The following is a 14957-nucleotide window of genomic DNA, read 5'->3' as shown; positions in this document are numbered from 1 at the left end:
CCACCTGCCGCCAGAGCGGTCACAATGCCAGCCATGAGCAGCGCCAGCAACGAAATCGCCCAGACCGCAGCCCGCATCGTGGTGGAAGAAGGCATGGAGTACGGCCCCGCCAAGCGCCGTGCGGCCAAACAACTGGGCCTGACCGGCCGGGGCGACCTGCCTGACAACGACCAGGTCGAGGCCGCCGTGTTCGAGTACCTTTCGCTGTTCTGCGCCGACACCCAGCCCGCCGAGCTGCGCGCCTTGCGCGAACTGGCAGCACTCTGGATGGAGCGCTTGGCCGAGTTCCGCCCCCACCTCACTGGCGCCGTCTGGCGCGGCACGGCCACTCGCCTCAACGACATCCACCTGCAGCTGTATTGCGACGACAGCAAGTCGGCCGAGATCCTGCTGCTCAATCAGGGTGTGGACTTCGACGTCAGCAGCGCCCCCGGTCCGCGCGGCCAGCCAGTGGACCGCCTGAGCTTGACCATCCCCTGTCCCGCGCTGAACGAGCCCATCGGCCTGCACCTGACCATTCTGGATGCCGACGACCTGCGCGGTGCCCTCAAACCCGATGTCCAAGGACGCACCGAACGAGGCGACCTCCAGGCCTTGCGCAGACTGCTGGGCACACTGGCCTGACCTCCTCGCACCTCAGCCCCCTCCCCGACATCGCCCACTCTGCCTCCGATGCCCTCACGCCGCCCCCAGCTCACCGCCTCGCCCTCATCCGCCTCGACCCAGCAGGGTCAGGCGCGCCGCACGCTGCTGATCGCGGCCGGACTGGGCGCCGCCTTGGCGGGCGGATGGCTCGCCTGGCGACGGAGCACTCCTGCGCCCGCGCAGACCGCTGCCCTCGACGCCCATCCGGAGGTGCGCCTCCCCGCCGAAGCGGCCGCCAGCGCACCCCTGATCGAGGGCGACCAGCTCACGGCGGCCTTTTGGCGGCAGCAATTCGACACCCCGCAGGGCACCCCGCTGGCTTGGTCAACCCTGAAAGGGCGCCCGCTCGTGCTAAATTTTTGGGCCACCTGGTGCCCGCCCTGCGTCAAGGAAATGCCAGAGCTGGACCACTTTCAGCGTGAATTCGCCGCAAAAGGCTGGAAAGTCGTGGGACTGGCCATTGATGGCCCCACCCCAGTGCGCGAATTTCTGGCCAAAGTACAGGTAGGATTCGACATCGGGCTCGCCGGCTTCGGCGGCACCGAGCTCGCCCAGACCCTGGGCAACACCGTGGGCGGGCTGCCCTTCACGGTCTTGATCGACGCCCAGGGCCGCGTGCGGCATCGCCTGATGGGTGCCACCGATCTGACGCAACTGCGCGAACAGGCCCGGCGCATCCAGCCCGGCTGACCGAAAACCCCATCATGGGGTCATCACTTAAGAAATATCTGGTCGCCAAGACATTTGTGGCTAAAATCCGCCTACTTTGATTTTCTTGGCCTAACTTCGCACACCATTGCAGTATCGGTGTAAGGGTTTGCCAGAGGCACATGCAGATTCTTGTCCTTCACGGCCCCAATCTCAACCTGTTGGGCACCCGCGAACCTGAGGTTTACGGGGCCACCACCTTGGCGCAGATTGACAGTGGCCTGGCCGAGCATGCCGCCCGGCGCGGCGCCACGCTCACGTCCTTTCAGAGCAACCATGAAGGTGCCCTGATCGACCGTGTGCACGCGGCTCGCACCGACGGCACGGCCTTCATCGTCATCAATCCTGGGGCCTTCACGCACACCAGCGTGGCCCTGCGCGATGCCTTGGCCGGCGTGGCCCTGCCTTTCATCGAAGTGCATTTGTCGAATGTTCACCGGCGCGAGCCCTTCCGGCACCACTCTTACTTCTCCGACCTCGCCGAAGGCGTGATCGTGGGGCTGGGTGCATCGGGCTATCGCCATGCCTTGGACGCCGCCCTGGACCGCCTGGGCGCCCCGTCACGCGGCTGACCGATCCCACACGGATCCGGCTCACCGCCCTCCCTTTTCTGAGCGTCAACCGCTCGCTGCTTTGCTGGAGTCACACACCATGGACCTGCGTAAACTCAAAACCCTGATTGACCTCGTCTCCGAGTCCAACGTCTCTGAACTCGAGATCACCGAGGCCGATGGCAAAGTCCGCATCGTCAAGGCCGGCGCCGCCCCCGTGGTCATGATGCAGGCTGCGCCGCAAGCCGCCCCCGTCGCCGCCCCTGCGGCACCGGCCGCCGAAGCCACGCCCGCTGCGGCCCCCGCACCGGCCGTGGAAACCGGTCACGTCGTGACCTCGCCCATGGTCGGCACCTTCTACCGCGCCTCCAGCCCCGGCGCCAAGTCCTTTGCCGAAGTCGGCGACGTGGTCAAGGAAGGCCAGGCTGTCTGCATCATCGAAGCCATGAAGATCATGAACGAGATCGAGGCAGACAAGGACGGCACCATCACCAAGATCCTGGTCGAGAACGGCCAGCCTGTCGAATACGGCCAGCCTCTGTTCGTCATTGAATAAGGCGGAGGCTTCGCCATGTTCAAGAAAATCCTGATCGCCAACCGCGGCGAGATCGCCCTGCGGATTCAGCGCGCCTGCCGTGAGATGGGCATCCAGTCCGTCGTCGTCTACTCCGAGGCCGACCGCGACGCCAAGTACGTCAAGCTGGCTGACGAGGCCGTGTGCATCGGCCCAGCCCCCTCGGCCCAGAGCTATCTGCACATGCCGGCCATCATCTCGGCCGCCGAAGTGACCGACGCCGAGGCCATCCACCCCGGCTATGGCTTCCTGTCCGAGAACGCCGACTTCGCCGAGCGCGTCGAACAGTCCGGCTTCACCTTCATCGGCCCGACGCCCGAGTCCATCCGCATCATGGGTGACAAGGTCTCGGCCAAGCAGGCCATGATCAAGTCCGGCGTGCCCTGCGTGCCTGGCTCCGAAGGCGCCCTGCCCGACGACCCCAAGGAGATCATCCGCATTGCCCGCACGGTGGGCTACCCGGTCATCATCAAGGCCGCCGGTGGCGGCGGTGGCCGCGGCATGCGCGTGGTGCACACCGAAGCCGCGCTGCTGCACGCGGTGCAGACCACGCAGACCGAAGCCGGTGCCGCCTTCGGCAACCCGCAGGTCTACATGGAAAAGTTCCTGGAGCACCCGCGTCACATCGAGATCCAGATCCTGGCCGACCAGCACAAGAACGCCGTGTGGCTGGGCGAGCGCGACTGCTCCATGCAGCGCCGCCACCAGAAGATCATCGAAGAAGCGCCGGCCCCGGGCATCCCCCGCCGCCTGATCGAGAAGGTGGGCGACCGCTGCGCCGCCGCCTGCAAGAAGATCGGCTACCGCGGTGCAGGCACCTTCGAGTTCCTGTACGAAAACGGCGAGTTCTACTTCATTGAAATGAACACCCGCGTGCAGGTGGAACACCCGGTGACCGAACAGGTCAGCGGCGTGGACATCGTGCAGATGCAGATCCGCGTGGCGGCCGGCGAAAAGCTGCCCTTCACGCAACGCCAGATCGAGCTGCGTGGCCACTCCATCGAGTGCCGCATCAACGCCGAAGACCCGGTGAAGTTCATCCCCTCGCCCGGTCGCATCACGACCTGGCACGCCCCCGGTGGCCCCGGCGTGCGCGTGGACTCGCACATCTACACGAACTACTTCGTGCCGCCCAACTACGACTCGATGATCGGCAAGATCATCGTGCACGGCGACACGCGTGCCCAGGCCCTGGCCCGCATGCGCACCGCCCTGTCGGAAACCGTGGTCGAAGGCATCAACACCAACATCCCGCTGCACCGCGAGCTGATGGTGGACGCCAAGTTCGTCGAAGGCGGCACCGACATCCACTATCTCGAAAACTGGATGGCTGCGCGCAAGCGCTGAGGTCGGATCGCACATGGCATTGTTTGAACTGACCCTGCTGGCCAAAGAGGCCGAAGTCGAAACCCTGAGCGATGCGCTCATGGAGATCGACGCCCTGTCCGTGTCGGTGGAAGACGCCGACGCCGACACCGAGCACGAAGAGGCCCTTTGGGGCGAGCCCGGCATGCAGGTGGCCCGCGAGGCCTGGCAGCGCTCGACCCTCAAGTGCCTCTTCCCGAGCGAGGCCGAGGCCCTGGAGGCCGCCACCCTGATCCTGTCGCAGGACTGGGCCACGGACATCCACGTCCAGGGCATCCAGCCGGTGGACGAGCAGGACTGGGTGCGCCTGACGCAGTCCCAGTTCAAGCCCGTGCCCATCACCGACAGTTTCTGGATCGTGCCGACCTGGCACGAGATCCCCCCTGAAGCGAAGACGGTGATGCGTCTGGACCCGGGTCTGGCCTTTGGCACCGGCACCCACCCCACCACGCGCATGTGCCTGAAGTGGATCGCGCAAAACGCGGCCGCTTACCGGGGTCAGCGCGTGCTGGACTACGGCTGTGGCTCGGGCATCCTGGCCATTGGCGCGGCCTTGCATGGCTCGGGCATCGTGGACGCGGTCGACATCGACCCGGCGGCGGTGGAGTCCACCGAGGCCAATGCTGAAGCCAATCTGGCCCATCTGAAGGCCGCGGACGGCAGCCTGCCCATCGTGGCCGGCCTGCCCGACGTGGTGGGCGAGGCCCAGGCCACCTACCCGGTGGTGCTGGCCAACATCCTGGCCACGCCGTTGAAGATGCTGTCGCCGCTGCTGGCCGGTCATGTGGCGCCCGGAGGCCATCTGGTGCTCGCCGGCATCCTGGCTCGCCAGGAGCAAGAGCTCAAAGATGCCTATGCGGAAGTGGGCCTGCAGTTGCAGGTCGCCAACGCCGAAGAGGGGTGGATCCTCATGACGGCGCAAAAACCAGCCAAATCAATGGCATAAACGGGCCTTATGAGCCTGGCGACCCGATGCATCCACTGTGGCACGATCTTCAAGATCGTCGAAGACCAACTGAAGGTCTCTGAAGGCTGGGTGCGTTGTGGCCGCTGTCAGGAGGTGTTCAACGCCCTCCCGACCCTGTTCGACATGGACAGCGAGGCGCCCCCACCGCGCCGCACGTCGGCACCGCCTGCCCCCGAACCTGAGGTGAGCGCACCGCGTGCTGCCCCCGCAGCACCGACGCCTCCGCCACGACCGGCCCCACCGCCTCCCGCCTTCGGCCGCCTGACCGAAGACGAGTTGCCGTCCGAGCCGCCCCGGCCCGTGCCGGCCACCACCGACTTCGAACTCGACACCCGCGTGCCGGCGGCAGAGATGAGCTGGGGACGACGCCCCCCGCCGACGCCCTTTGACGAGCCACCTGTGCCCGTCCGCTCCGCACCGATCGTGCCTGCCCCCTCTCCGCTGGCGCCCCCGCCACTGCCCGAGGCCGAGCTGCCCAGCACCGACGAGGCCGATGCACTCGATTCGCGCTACCTGATGCCCTCGGACCGGGAGCGCCCGGCTCCACGCCGCCGCAGCCACGGCCCGGAGTTCGCCGACGCCGAATTCCCCACCGATGCCCTGCTGGATGCGGAAGCCGATGAACTCGGTTTGGCCGCGCCGCTCTCCGCGCCTGCCACCGAGGCGCGCGCCACGCCGCGCTTCACCGCCCCGTCGACCGAGCCATCGCCCTCGACGGCCCCAGCGGCCGACCGCGCGGGGCCCTCGCCCGCCGCGGCCTCACGCCCCCCCGCGCCCACCAAGAAGCCAAGCAAGAAGACCGCCGCCCCGGCCACCCCGGACTTCATCCGCCGGGCTCAGCGACAGGCTTTCTGGCGCCAGCCCTCCGTGCGCGGCGTGCTCACCGGCCTGGCGCTGGCCCTCGTGCTCACGCTGGGCGTGCAGGTGGTGCACCAATTCCGCGACGCCCTGGCGGCCCAGCAACCGAGCTGGCGCGCCGGGCTGGCCCAGTGGTGCGAACTGGCGCACTGCACCTTGCAGCCCCCCTTGCGCATCGATGACCTGCAGGTCGACAGCGCCACCTTGCTGCGCGCCGACTCGGCAGGTCCTGACCGCTACCGCCTCGCCGTGGTCGTGCGCAACCGCGCCGCCATCGAACTGGCCTGGCCCCATGTCGACCTGACCCTGACTGACACCTCCGGCGCGGTGGTGGCCCGCCGCAGCTTCTCGCCCGCCGATGCCCAATGGGCCGATGGCAGCGAACCCTCGACCCGCTTCGCGCCGCGCCCGGCCGCCGTGCCACCGCAGCACAGCAGCACCCTGGTGTGGCAGTTGCGCGCCCCGACCTTGCAGCCCGCCGGCTACACCGCCGAGCTGTTCTACCCCTGAATCCCTCACCCGAGACTCACCATGTCCGTTCTGATCTGCGGCTCCCTGGCCTTTGACACCATCACGACCTTCCCCGGTCGCTTCGCGCAGCAGATCCTGCCCGATCAGGTGCACATCCTGAACGTGTCCTTCCTCGTGCCCTCGATGCGCAAGGAGTTCGGGGGCTGTGCCGGCAACATCGCCTACAGCCTGCAGCAGCTCGGCGGCGACCCGCTGATCATGGCCACGCTGGGCAAGGACGGTGTGCTCTACCGCAATCACCTGGAGAGCCTCGGCATCAGCCTGGCGCGCGTCCACACTGTGGACGACGACTACACCGCCCAAGCCATCATCATCACCGACCAGGACAACAACCAGATCACGGCCTTCCACCCGGGCGCCATGGGCCAGGCCCACATCCAGCGCATTGAGGCCGACCCCAGCATCCAGATGGCCATCGTGGCCCCGGACGGGCGCGATGCCATGATCCAGCACGCCGAGCAGCTGCAGGCCGCCTGCATCCCCTTCGTGTTTGACCCGGGCCAGGGCCTGCCGATGTTCAACGGTGACGAGCTCAAGCGCTTCGTCAGCCAAGCCAGCTGGGTGGCCGTCAACGACTACGAAGGCAAGATGCTGGCCGAACGCACCGGCCAGAGCCTGGCCGAGCTGTCGCGCGGTCACCTGCGTGGCCTGATCGAAACCCTGGGCGCCGAAGGCTGCAATGTGTACGTGCAAGGCGAAGTCACCCATGTGCCCGGCGTGAAGGCCGCGGCCGTGGTCGACCCGACCGGTTGTGGCGACGCCTTCCGCGGCGGCCTGCTGTTCGGTCTGTCGCAAGGTTGGGACCTGGTCAAGTCGGTGGCATTGGCCAACCGCATCGGCGCCATCAAGATTGCCGTGGCCGGCCCGCAGAACTACACGCTCGACCGCGCCGCGCTCGGCGTCTGAGTCTGAGCCGCCAACGTGCGTCGCACACGCGGGTCTCGCACCCGCCGCTGGATCGCTGCGCTGGGCCTCGCGGCTCTGGGCGCCTGGTCAGCCCAGGCCGGCTGGTTTGACCGGGGCCGCCCAGCGGCCACCGGCGCCAGCCTGAGCCTGGCCACCTGGAACCTGGAGTGGCTGATGACACCGGCCACCCAGGCAGAGCTGAGCGCCCGCTGCCAGCGCCAGCAACCCCGCAGCCATGAACGGGCCCTGCCCTGCACGCCGGGCCGCACCCCGCCGCCCGCACGCACCCAGGCAGACTTCGATGCCCTGGCGCGCACGGCCCAGGCCCTGCACAGCGCCCACCGCGTGGACGTGGTGGCCCTGCAAGAGGTGGACGGCCCCGAGGCCGCCCGTCAGGTGTTTCGCCAGGGCTGGAAGCTGGACTGCTTCGAGCGCCGCGCGCACCCGCAGAAGGTGGGTTTTGCCATCCGCGATGGCGTGCCCTACCGCTGCAACGGCGAGCTGAGCGCCCTGGATGTGGACGGCGGCTCGCGCGCCGGCGCCGACCTGACGCTCTACCCGGGCACGGCACAGGAGGTACGCCTGCTCAATGTGCACTTGAAGAGCGGCTGCTTCCGCGGCGATCTGGACCGGTCGTTCAGCCCCTGCCGCGGGCTGCAACGCCAGGCGCCAGTGGTGGAGGCCTGGATCGACCAGCGCGTGCGCGACGGTGTGGCCTTTGCCATCCTGGGGGACTTCAACCGCCACCTGGACCAGGACGAACGCCGCACCGCCGGTCCCGACGAAAGCGCGCCGCTCAACCTGCTGCCCGCCTGGAGCGATGACCAGCCCCGCGGTGCCGTGCTGCACCGTGCCACCGCCGGCCAGCCCTATTGGCCCTGCGACGCCGATGACCGCCACAACCGCTACATCGACGACATCCTGTTCAGCGACAGCCTCAAGGCCCGATATGACAACAGGCGCGCCACCTTGCGGTTGACGCGCCTGCCGTATGGACCTCAGGACCTGGGTCGGCAACTCTCCGACCACTGTCCCTTGATCTGGTCAGCCCCCTGAGGCTGACCAGAAAGCCTGATCAGGCCTTGCCTTGCGTGGCCACCGCGGCCGCCGCCTTGGCAGCGGCTTCGGCGTCACCCAGGTAGTAGCGCTTGATGGGCTTGAGGTCGGCGTCCAGCTCGTACACCAGGGGGATGCCGTTGGGGATGTTCAACCCGACGATGTCGTCGTCGCTGATGTTGTCCAGGTACTTGACCAGAGCGCGGATGGAGTTGCCGTGGGCAGCGATCACGACGCGCTTGCCCGCCTGGATGGTCGGGGCGATCTCTTCGTTCCAGTACGGCAGCACGCGGGCCACGGTGTCTTTCAAGCACTCGGTCAGCGGCACCTGATCAACGGGCAGGCCGGCGTAGCGCAGGTCCTGGCGCTGGCCCATCGGGTCGTTGGCGTCCAGGGCAGGCGGCGGGGTGTCATAGCTGCGGCGCCACACCAGCACCTGCTCGTCGCCGTGCTTCTTGGCAGTCTCGGCCTTGTTCAGGCCCTGCAGGCCACCGTAGTGACGCTCGTTGAGGCGCCAGCTCTTGACCACCGGCAACCAGATGCGGTCCATCTCGTCGAGGCAGTAGTTCAGGGTGTGGATGGCACGCTTGAGCACCGAGGTGTAGGCGATGTCGAACTCGTAGCCTTCGGCCTTGAGCAGCTGGCCGGCCGACATGGCCTGCGACACGCCAGTGGGCGTCAGATCGACGTCGACCCAGCCAGTGAAGCGGTTTTCCAGGTTCCAGGTGGATTCGCCGTGGCGAATCAGGACGAGTTTGTACATGACGTGCGATCCCATCGAGGTGAAAGTGGGCCAGTCGAGACCAGCCGGGCAACCAGCGATTTTATAATCCCCCGACCCGTGGCTTCCTGATCGCGGGCATACGAGAGAGCACTTGCATGAATTCTTCGAGCTTCATCGCTGACAACTGGTACTGGATCGTGGCCGCAGCCGCATCGGGCGGCATGCTGCTGTGGCAGCAGGTCAAGTCGGGCGGTGTGGGTGGCGGCGTCACCCCGGCACAGGCTGTCCAGCTCATCAACAAGCAAAAGGCGCAGGTGATCGATGTGTGCGAACCCGCTGAGTTCGCGGCCGCCCACGTGAGCGGCGCCAAGAACGTCCCGCTGGGCCAGCTGGCCGAAGGCAAGGGCCTGCCCTCCAACAAGGCCATCCCGCTGGTGGTGATGTGCGCCGCCGGCAGCCGCTCGGCGCGCGCCGTGGCACAGTTGAAGACGATGGGCTACGAGAACGCCCAGTCGCTGGCCGGTGGCCTCAAGGCCTGGCGCGAGGCGAACCTGCCCACCGAGAAAGCCTGATCGGTCGGCCTGAGCCGTCGGGCTGCAACGGGCCATACACCACGCGCCGATCTCCACACAGATCAGGCGGACTTGGGACCGCGGGGACAATGCCCCTGCTGTCCCATTTTTTTGATTCCAACGGATCCACGACACCATGCAAGCCGTCAAGATGTACACCACCCTGGTCTGCCCCTACTGCCAGCGGGCCAAGATGCTGCTCAAGCAGCGTGGTGTCGAGGCCATCGAAGAGATCCGCATCGACCTGGACCCGGAACAGCGCGAGCACATGATGACCACCACCGGCCGCCGCACCGTGCCGCAAATCTTCATCGGCGAGACCCATGTGGGCGGCTGCGACGACCTGATCGCGCTGGACCAGCAAGGCGGCCTGCTGCCGCTGCTCAACGGCGCCTGACCCCGGCTGGGTGAAGTGCCCGGCGTCGGCCCCCGCCTGTTTGGGGGCTGCGCTGCGACTTCCGTGTATGCGGGGCTGCTTCGACAGAAGCGGTGTCATCGGGCTGGTTCATAATCCTCTGCGATTGCCTGGCTGGCCTGAACTACTTGCGCCATGCGCAGCGCCCTGGATTGATCACCCGCATACAAAGGATTTCTCATGAGCGACCAAGACCAAGCCAACCAACCTTCTTTCAGCATTCAGCGCATCTACCTGAAGGATCTGTCCCTGGAGCTGCCGAACGCGCCCCAGATCCTGCTGGAACAAGGCCAGCCCCAGGTGGACGTGCAGCTGAACCTGCACGCCGAGCCGGTGCAAGAAGGCCTGTACGAAGTGTCTGTGACGGCCACCGTGACCACCAAGGTCAATGACAAGACGCTGTTCCTGGTCGAAGCCAAGCAAGCCGGTCTGTTCGAGATCCGCAACGTGCCGGAAGACCAGATGCAGCCGATCATCGCCATCGCCTGCCCGCAGATCGTCTACCCCTATCTGCGCGCCACCGTGGCCGACGTGATCAACCGCACCGGCTTCCCGCCTGTGCACCTGACCGAAGTCAACTTCCAGGCCATGTACGAATCGCAGCTGCAGCAAGCCGCTGCCGCCGGCCACGCCTGAGCGGATGGGCACCCGGCTCGCCATTCTGGGAGCGGGCGCGTGGGGCACGGCGCTGGCCATCAGCGCCGCGCGGCACCACCGCGAGGTGCTGCTGTGGGCCCGCGACGCCGCGCAGGTCGCCGACATGCAGGCGACGCGCTGCAATGCACGCTACCTGCCCGACGCACCCTTTCCTGAGGCGCTGCGCCTGACCCACGACTTCGACGAAGCCGTGGCGTATGCGCGCGGCCCCGAAGGATTGGTCATCATTGGCACGCCGATGGCGGCGCTGGGCAGCATGCTGCAAAGCCTGCCCGACGATGCTGCCGCACTGTGGCTGTGCAAGGGCTTCGAAAAGGGCTCGGGCCGCCTGGGCAACGAGATCGCGCAGGCGCTGCGCCCGCAGGCCCGCAACGGGGTGTTGTCCGGCCCCAGCTTTGCCCACGAAGTGGCGCTGGGCCAGCCCACCGCCCTGGTGGCGGCCAGCACCGACACCGCCCTGGCCGAACAGGCCGTGGCCGCCTTCCACTCCGACAGCCTGCGTGTCTACACCTCGACCGACCCGATCGGGGTGGAGGTGGGCGGCGCGGTAAAGAACGTGCTGGCGATTGCCACCGGCATTGCCGATGGCTTGAGTCTGGGCCTGAACGCCCGCGCTGCGCTGATCACGCGCGGCCTGGCCGAGATGACCCGGCTGGGTGTGGCCTTGGGCGCCCGCCCCGACACCTTCATGGGGCTGTCGGGACTGGGAGATCTGGTGCTGACGGCCACCGGCAACCTGTCGCGCAACCGCACGGTGGGACTGCAACTGGCCTCGGGCAAGAAGCTCGCGCAGATCCTGCAGGACCTGGGCCATGTGGCCGAAGGGGTCTACAGCGCCGCCACGGTGCTGCAGCGTGCGCAAAGCCTGGGGGTGTCCATGCCCATCACCGAAGCGGTGGTGGCTGTGCTGGACGACCGCCTGAGCCCGGCGCAGGCCGTGGGCGCCTTGATGGGCCGTGAGGCCAAGGCCGAAGGCAGCGCGTTCTGAGCGCCTGTCAGTGCAACGCGGGTCAGCTCAGACGCTGCCCGCGTAGCCGTTCTGGCGCCAGGCTTCGAACACGGCCACGGCCACGGCATTGCTCAAGTTCAGGCTGCGCTGCTCCGGGCGCATCGGCAGGCGCACGCGTTGCGACAGCGGAAAGCCGTCGCGCAGGGCCGGATCGAGCCCGCGGGTTTCGCAACCGAACACGAACCAGTCACCGGGTTGCCAGGTGACCTCGCCAAAGGGGCGACTGCCCCGTGTGGTGAAGGCGAACAGGCGGCTCGGGTCCGGTTGCATGGTGTCGATGAACGCCTGCCAGTTGGCGTGACGGCGCACCGGCGCGTACTCGTGATAGTCGAGCCCGGCGCGGCGCAGCAGCTTGTCGTCCATCGAAAAACCCAGGGGCTCGATCAGGTGCAGCTCGCAGCCGGTGTTGGCCGCCAGGCGGATGACGTTGCCCGTGTTGGGCGGGATTTCGGGTTCGACGAGGACGATGCGGAACATGGCCCGCATTATCCCTGCACGAACTGCTCGAAAGCCTCTGCCGGCATCGGGCGACCAAAGAGGTAGCCCTGGTAGGACCGGCAGCCGTGCTGGTGCAGGAAGTCGCGCTGTGCCTCGGTCTCGACGCCTTCGGCAATCACGGCCAGGCCCATGGCATCGGCCAAAGCGACGATGGTGCGGGCGATGGAGGCATCGTGCGGATCGGTCAGCACGTGGCGTACGAAGGACTGGTCGATCTTGAGCTGGTCGAGCGGCAGGCGCTTGAGGTAGCTCAGGGACGAATAGCCAGTGCCAAAGTCGTCGAGCGAGAAACCCACGCCGTGGCCTTTCAAGGTGTCCATGCGCGCGACGACCGCCTCCATGTCGTCGATCAGGACACTCTCGGTCAGCTCCAGCTTAAGGCGCTGCGAGTTGGCGCCGGTGCGCGCCAGAATGCCCAGCACCAGGTCCACAAAGTCGGGCAGGCGGAACTGGCGCACGCTGACATTGACCGACACGGTGAGGTGGGCCAGTGCGGGCTGGAGAGACCAGGCCACCAGTTGCTGGCAGGCGGTCTCCAGCACCCAGGCGCCAAGCGGCAGGATCAGGCCGGCGTGCTCGGCCACCGGGATGAACTCGGCAGGTGAGATCATGCCGCGCTCCGGGTGCTGCCAGCGCACCAGGGCTTCGGCGCCAAACACGCGCCCGCTGGCGTCGACCTGGGGCTGGTAATGGAGCTGAAACTCCTGGCGCTGCAAGCCGCGCCGCATGTCGGCCTCCAAGGCGGAGCGGCGGCTCAGGGCGGCCTGCATCTCGGGGTCGAAGAAGCGCAGGGTGTGGCGGCCTGCGGTCTTGGCCTCGGACATGGCCAGGTCGGCCTGCCGCATCAGCTCGTCGAGGCTGACGGGCGGCGGCGTACCAAACAGAGTGACACCAATGCTGCAGCTGATGTGGTACTCCTGCCCGGCCAGGTCGCAGGACTGGGACAAGAGACTGAGGCAACGCGCCGCAAGCGAACGCGCTTGGGCAGCAGCCTCGGCGGGCACAGGGCTCAAGCCCTGCATGACGACCACGAACTCGTCGCCGCCCCAGCGCGCCAGGGTGTCTTGCGCGCCCAGACAGGTCTGCAGGCGGGCCGTCATGTGCTGAAGCAGCAAGTCGCCCATGTCATGACCCAGGGTGTCGTTGAGGGTCTTGAAGTCGTCCAGATCAATCAGCAGCACGGCGCCGGCCTGGCCGTGTCGGGGGCTGCCAGTCAGCACCTGCTGGAGCTGGTCTTGCAAGAGGCGTCGGTTGGGCAGGCCCGTGAGGGTGTCGAAGAAGGCGAGCTGCTCGATGCGGGCCTCGGCGGCCTTGTGTTCGGTGACGTCGGAGAAACTGCCCACGCACAGGGTGGGCTCTCGGCCTTGCCCCCGCACCAGGGTGAGGCTCAGGCGCAGGTCGTAGACCTCGCCGTTGTGGCGCTGGCTGCGCACCTCGCCCAACCAATGGCCGTGCTGCCGCAACTGCTGCTGAATGTGGGTGGCCAGCGGCGCCGGACAGTCGGGGGCACGCAAGGCGTCGACCCGTTTGTCCTGCACTTCGTCGAGCGCGTAGCCCGTGATGTCGGTGAAGGCCTGATTGACGCGCAGGATGGTGCCGCGCTCGTCGAGCACCATGATGCCCTCCTGCGACTCGAACGCGGTGGCGGCCAGACGCAAGGCGGCGTCGGACTGCCGGATCCAGTCTTCGGCGGCGCGCACGCGCAGGAAGAGCACGCACATGAGCAAGGCCACCACGGCCGCGCCAGCCGCCGCGAGATTGAGGCGCTGGTGCGCTTCGTCGGCCCGCTCGGCCGCGACGTCGCGCAGCACGGCCAGCGAGGCCATCTCGCGCCCGCTGTGATCGGTGAGCGGACGGAGGGCCACCGACCAGGCCTGGCTGGCGTCGCTGAGGTCCAACACCCCGCTGCCCCCCCGCAAGGCCAGGTCACGCCAAGCGGGGAGCAGGCCGCCGGGCAGATGCGGCAGGGTCTGCCCCAGCACCACCACCTTGGCATCGTCACCCCAATGGCCGGGCAGGTGAAACACCCTCTGGCCGGCTTTGTAGCGCGCTTCGCTGGTGTAGCGCTTGTTGATGAGCAAGGCCATGTCCTGCTTGAGCAGGCGCTTGAGTTCGTGGATGAACCAGTCTGCGTCCGAGCCCAGCTCCAGGTAGCCGATGAGTTCGCCGTCGAGATACCAGGGCTGAACGTGGCGCAGGGTGAAGGTGGACAGGGCGCCCAGTTCCATGCCGCCCACGGGCAGGCCGGTGGACATGGCATCGAGCAAGGTGCGCCGCTCGATCAGGTCGCCCCGGTGGGCGGGGTCGTGCGCGCGCAGCAGCACCTGGCGTTGCGGGTTGATGAAGTAGCCGTGCGAGACGCCATGGGTCTGGCGGAGCTTGTCGAAGCGCTCGCGGGCCAGGGCTTGCAGACGCCCCCCGTCGCCTTGTTGCATGGCCTGCGCGAGCGCCCGGTCTTCGGCCAAGGAGGCCGTCAGCAGGCGCAGTTGCCCGAGTTGCTGCTCACGCAGGTGTTGCCACATGGCGACCGCGTGCTGCGCGAACGCTTCGGTGCGCCGCACCTCGACGCTGTGCAGGTAACGCGACACGCCAAACAAGAACAGCAGGACCACCACCATCAAGGCCAGCGCTGCGGGGCGCAGGACCTGCATGATCAGGCGCACAGGCTGGGTGCTGGGGGCCGGGAGCGACGTGGATGTGCGGCCATCGTCGACCGTGAGGAAAGGGGCCACCCCCCGGGCAGCGCGCTGCCAGCGCCAAGCAACGTCACCCATGACGTCCTCGGGCACAACGCACACACTGACACTCAAACAAACCAAACCGCAAGATCAGCCCCGTGGAGACGCCCAACACAGCCCGGGAACCCCCAGAAGAGGGAGTGGATCGTAACGGAATGCAATCTGCTGGATTTGATCTGGCAC

At 67.4% G+C, this 14957-nt stretch carries 16 protein-coding genes; 13 read left to right on the top strand and 3 right to left on the bottom strand.

Annotated features, from left to right (window positions below; all coding sequences use genetic code 11):
* Nucleotides 1–33: 33 nt before the first annotated feature.
* The 9 genes from AC3WW4_RS03905 to AC3WW4_RS03865 all read left to right on the top strand — a co-directional run bounded on the left by AC3WW4_RS03905 (nucleotide 34) and on the right by AC3WW4_RS03865 (nucleotide 8161).
* A complete protein-coding gene (locus tag AC3WW4_RS03905; protein ID WP_488827072.1) occupies nucleotides 34–624 on the top strand; it encodes a hypothetical protein in 591 nt (196 codons plus the stop codon).
* 48 nt (nucleotides 625–672) lie between these two features.
* Complete coding sequence (locus AC3WW4_RS03900) at nucleotides 673–1335, top strand: TlpA family protein disulfide reductase (protein WP_488827071.1); 663 nt, start codon at nucleotides 673–675, stop codon at nucleotides 1333–1335.
* Between the two features lie 140 nt (nucleotides 1336–1475).
* A complete protein-coding gene (aroQ, locus tag AC3WW4_RS03895; RefSeq protein WP_488827070.1) occupies nucleotides 1476–1925 on the top strand; it encodes a type II 3-dehydroquinate dehydratase in 450 nt (149 codons plus the stop codon).
* 79 nt (nucleotides 1926–2004) lie between these two features.
* Nucleotides 2005–2460 carry an acetyl-CoA carboxylase biotin carboxyl carrier protein gene (gene accB, locus AC3WW4_RS03890; protein ID WP_488827069.1) on the top strand — a complete coding sequence of 152 codons (456 nt, stop codon included), beginning with the start codon at nucleotides 2005–2007 and terminating at the stop codon, nucleotides 2458–2460.
* Between the two features lie 15 nt (nucleotides 2461–2475).
* A complete protein-coding gene (accC, locus tag AC3WW4_RS03885) occupies nucleotides 2476–3825 on the top strand; it encodes an acetyl-CoA carboxylase biotin carboxylase subunit (RefSeq protein WP_488827068.1) in 1350 nt (449 codons plus the stop codon).
* Between the two features lie 19 nt (nucleotides 3826–3844).
* Complete coding sequence (prmA, locus tag AC3WW4_RS03880; RefSeq protein WP_488829687.1) at nucleotides 3845–4789, top strand: 50S ribosomal protein L11 methyltransferase; 945 nt, start codon at nucleotides 3845–3847, stop codon at nucleotides 4787–4789.
* A 9-nt stretch (nucleotides 4790–4798) separates the two neighbouring features.
* Nucleotides 4799–6178 carry a zinc-ribbon and DUF3426 domain-containing protein gene (locus tag AC3WW4_RS03875; RefSeq protein ID WP_488827067.1) on the top strand — a complete coding sequence of 460 codons (1380 nt, stop codon included), beginning with the start codon at nucleotides 4799–4801 and terminating at the stop codon, nucleotides 6176–6178.
* A 21-nt stretch (nucleotides 6179–6199) separates the two neighbouring features.
* Nucleotides 6200–7105, top strand: a complete 906-nt coding sequence (locus AC3WW4_RS03870) for a carbohydrate kinase family protein (RefSeq protein WP_488827066.1) — start codon at nucleotides 6200–6202, stop codon at nucleotides 7103–7105.
* Between the two features lie 15 nt (nucleotides 7106–7120).
* Nucleotides 7121–8161, top strand: a complete 1041-nt coding sequence (locus AC3WW4_RS03865) for an endonuclease/exonuclease/phosphatase family protein (RefSeq protein WP_488827065.1) — start codon at nucleotides 7121–7123, stop codon at nucleotides 8159–8161.
* 19 nt (nucleotides 8162–8180) lie between these two features.
* Here the strand turns inward: AC3WW4_RS03865 and gpmA are convergent, their stop codons facing one another.
* Nucleotides 8181–8924, bottom strand: coding sequence for a 2,3-diphosphoglycerate-dependent phosphoglycerate mutase (gpmA, locus tag AC3WW4_RS03860; RefSeq protein WP_488827064.1), 744 nt, complete (start codon nucleotides 8922–8924; stop codon nucleotides 8181–8183).
* A 116-nt stretch (nucleotides 8925–9040) separates the two neighbouring features.
* On the opposite strand from gpmA, the gene AC3WW4_RS03855 reads away from it, so the two are divergent.
* From AC3WW4_RS03855 to AC3WW4_RS03840, 4 genes are all read left to right on the top strand, one after another.
* Complete coding sequence (locus AC3WW4_RS03855) at nucleotides 9041–9457, top strand: rhodanese-like domain-containing protein (RefSeq protein WP_488827063.1); 417 nt, start codon at nucleotides 9041–9043, stop codon at nucleotides 9455–9457.
* 136 nt (nucleotides 9458–9593) lie between these two features.
* Entirely contained in the window at nucleotides 9594–9854 is a 261-nt protein-coding gene (grxC, locus tag AC3WW4_RS03850; protein WP_488827062.1) for a glutaredoxin 3, read from the top strand.
* A 198-nt stretch (nucleotides 9855–10052) separates the two neighbouring features.
* On the top strand, nucleotides 10053–10508 hold the full coding sequence (gene secB, locus AC3WW4_RS03845; protein WP_488827061.1) for a protein-export chaperone SecB: 456 nt from the start codon (nucleotides 10053–10055) through the stop codon (nucleotides 10506–10508).
* Nucleotides 10509–10512: 4 nt separating this feature from the next.
* The gene (locus AC3WW4_RS03840) at nucleotides 10513–11517 is read left to right on the top strand and encodes an NAD(P)H-dependent glycerol-3-phosphate dehydrogenase (RefSeq protein ID WP_488827060.1); all 1005 of its coding nucleotides are present in this window, start codon (nucleotides 10513–10515) and stop codon (nucleotides 11515–11517) included.
* Nucleotides 11518–11544: 27 nt separating this feature from the next.
* Here AC3WW4_RS03840 and trmL read toward each other — a convergent pair whose 3' ends face one another.
* Both trmL and AC3WW4_RS03830 read right to left on the bottom strand, forming a co-directional pair.
* Entirely contained in the window at nucleotides 11545–12015 is a 471-nt protein-coding gene (trmL, locus tag AC3WW4_RS03835) for a tRNA (uridine(34)/cytosine(34)/5-carboxymethylaminomethyluridine(34)-2'-O)-methyltransferase TrmL (RefSeq protein WP_488827059.1), read from the bottom strand.
* Nucleotides 12016–12023: 8 nt separating this feature from the next.
* On the bottom strand, nucleotides 12024–14810 hold the full coding sequence (locus AC3WW4_RS03830; RefSeq protein ID WP_488827058.1) for a bifunctional diguanylate cyclase/phosphodiesterase: 2787 nt from the start codon (nucleotides 14808–14810) through the stop codon (nucleotides 12024–12026).
* Nucleotides 14811–14957 lie beyond the last annotated feature (147 nt).

The organism is Aquabacterium sp. TM01 (genome assembly GCF_057808345.1).
The sequence above is the reverse complement of the archived record's forward strand: the minus strand, read 5'-3'. Positions and strand labels throughout refer to the sequence as shown.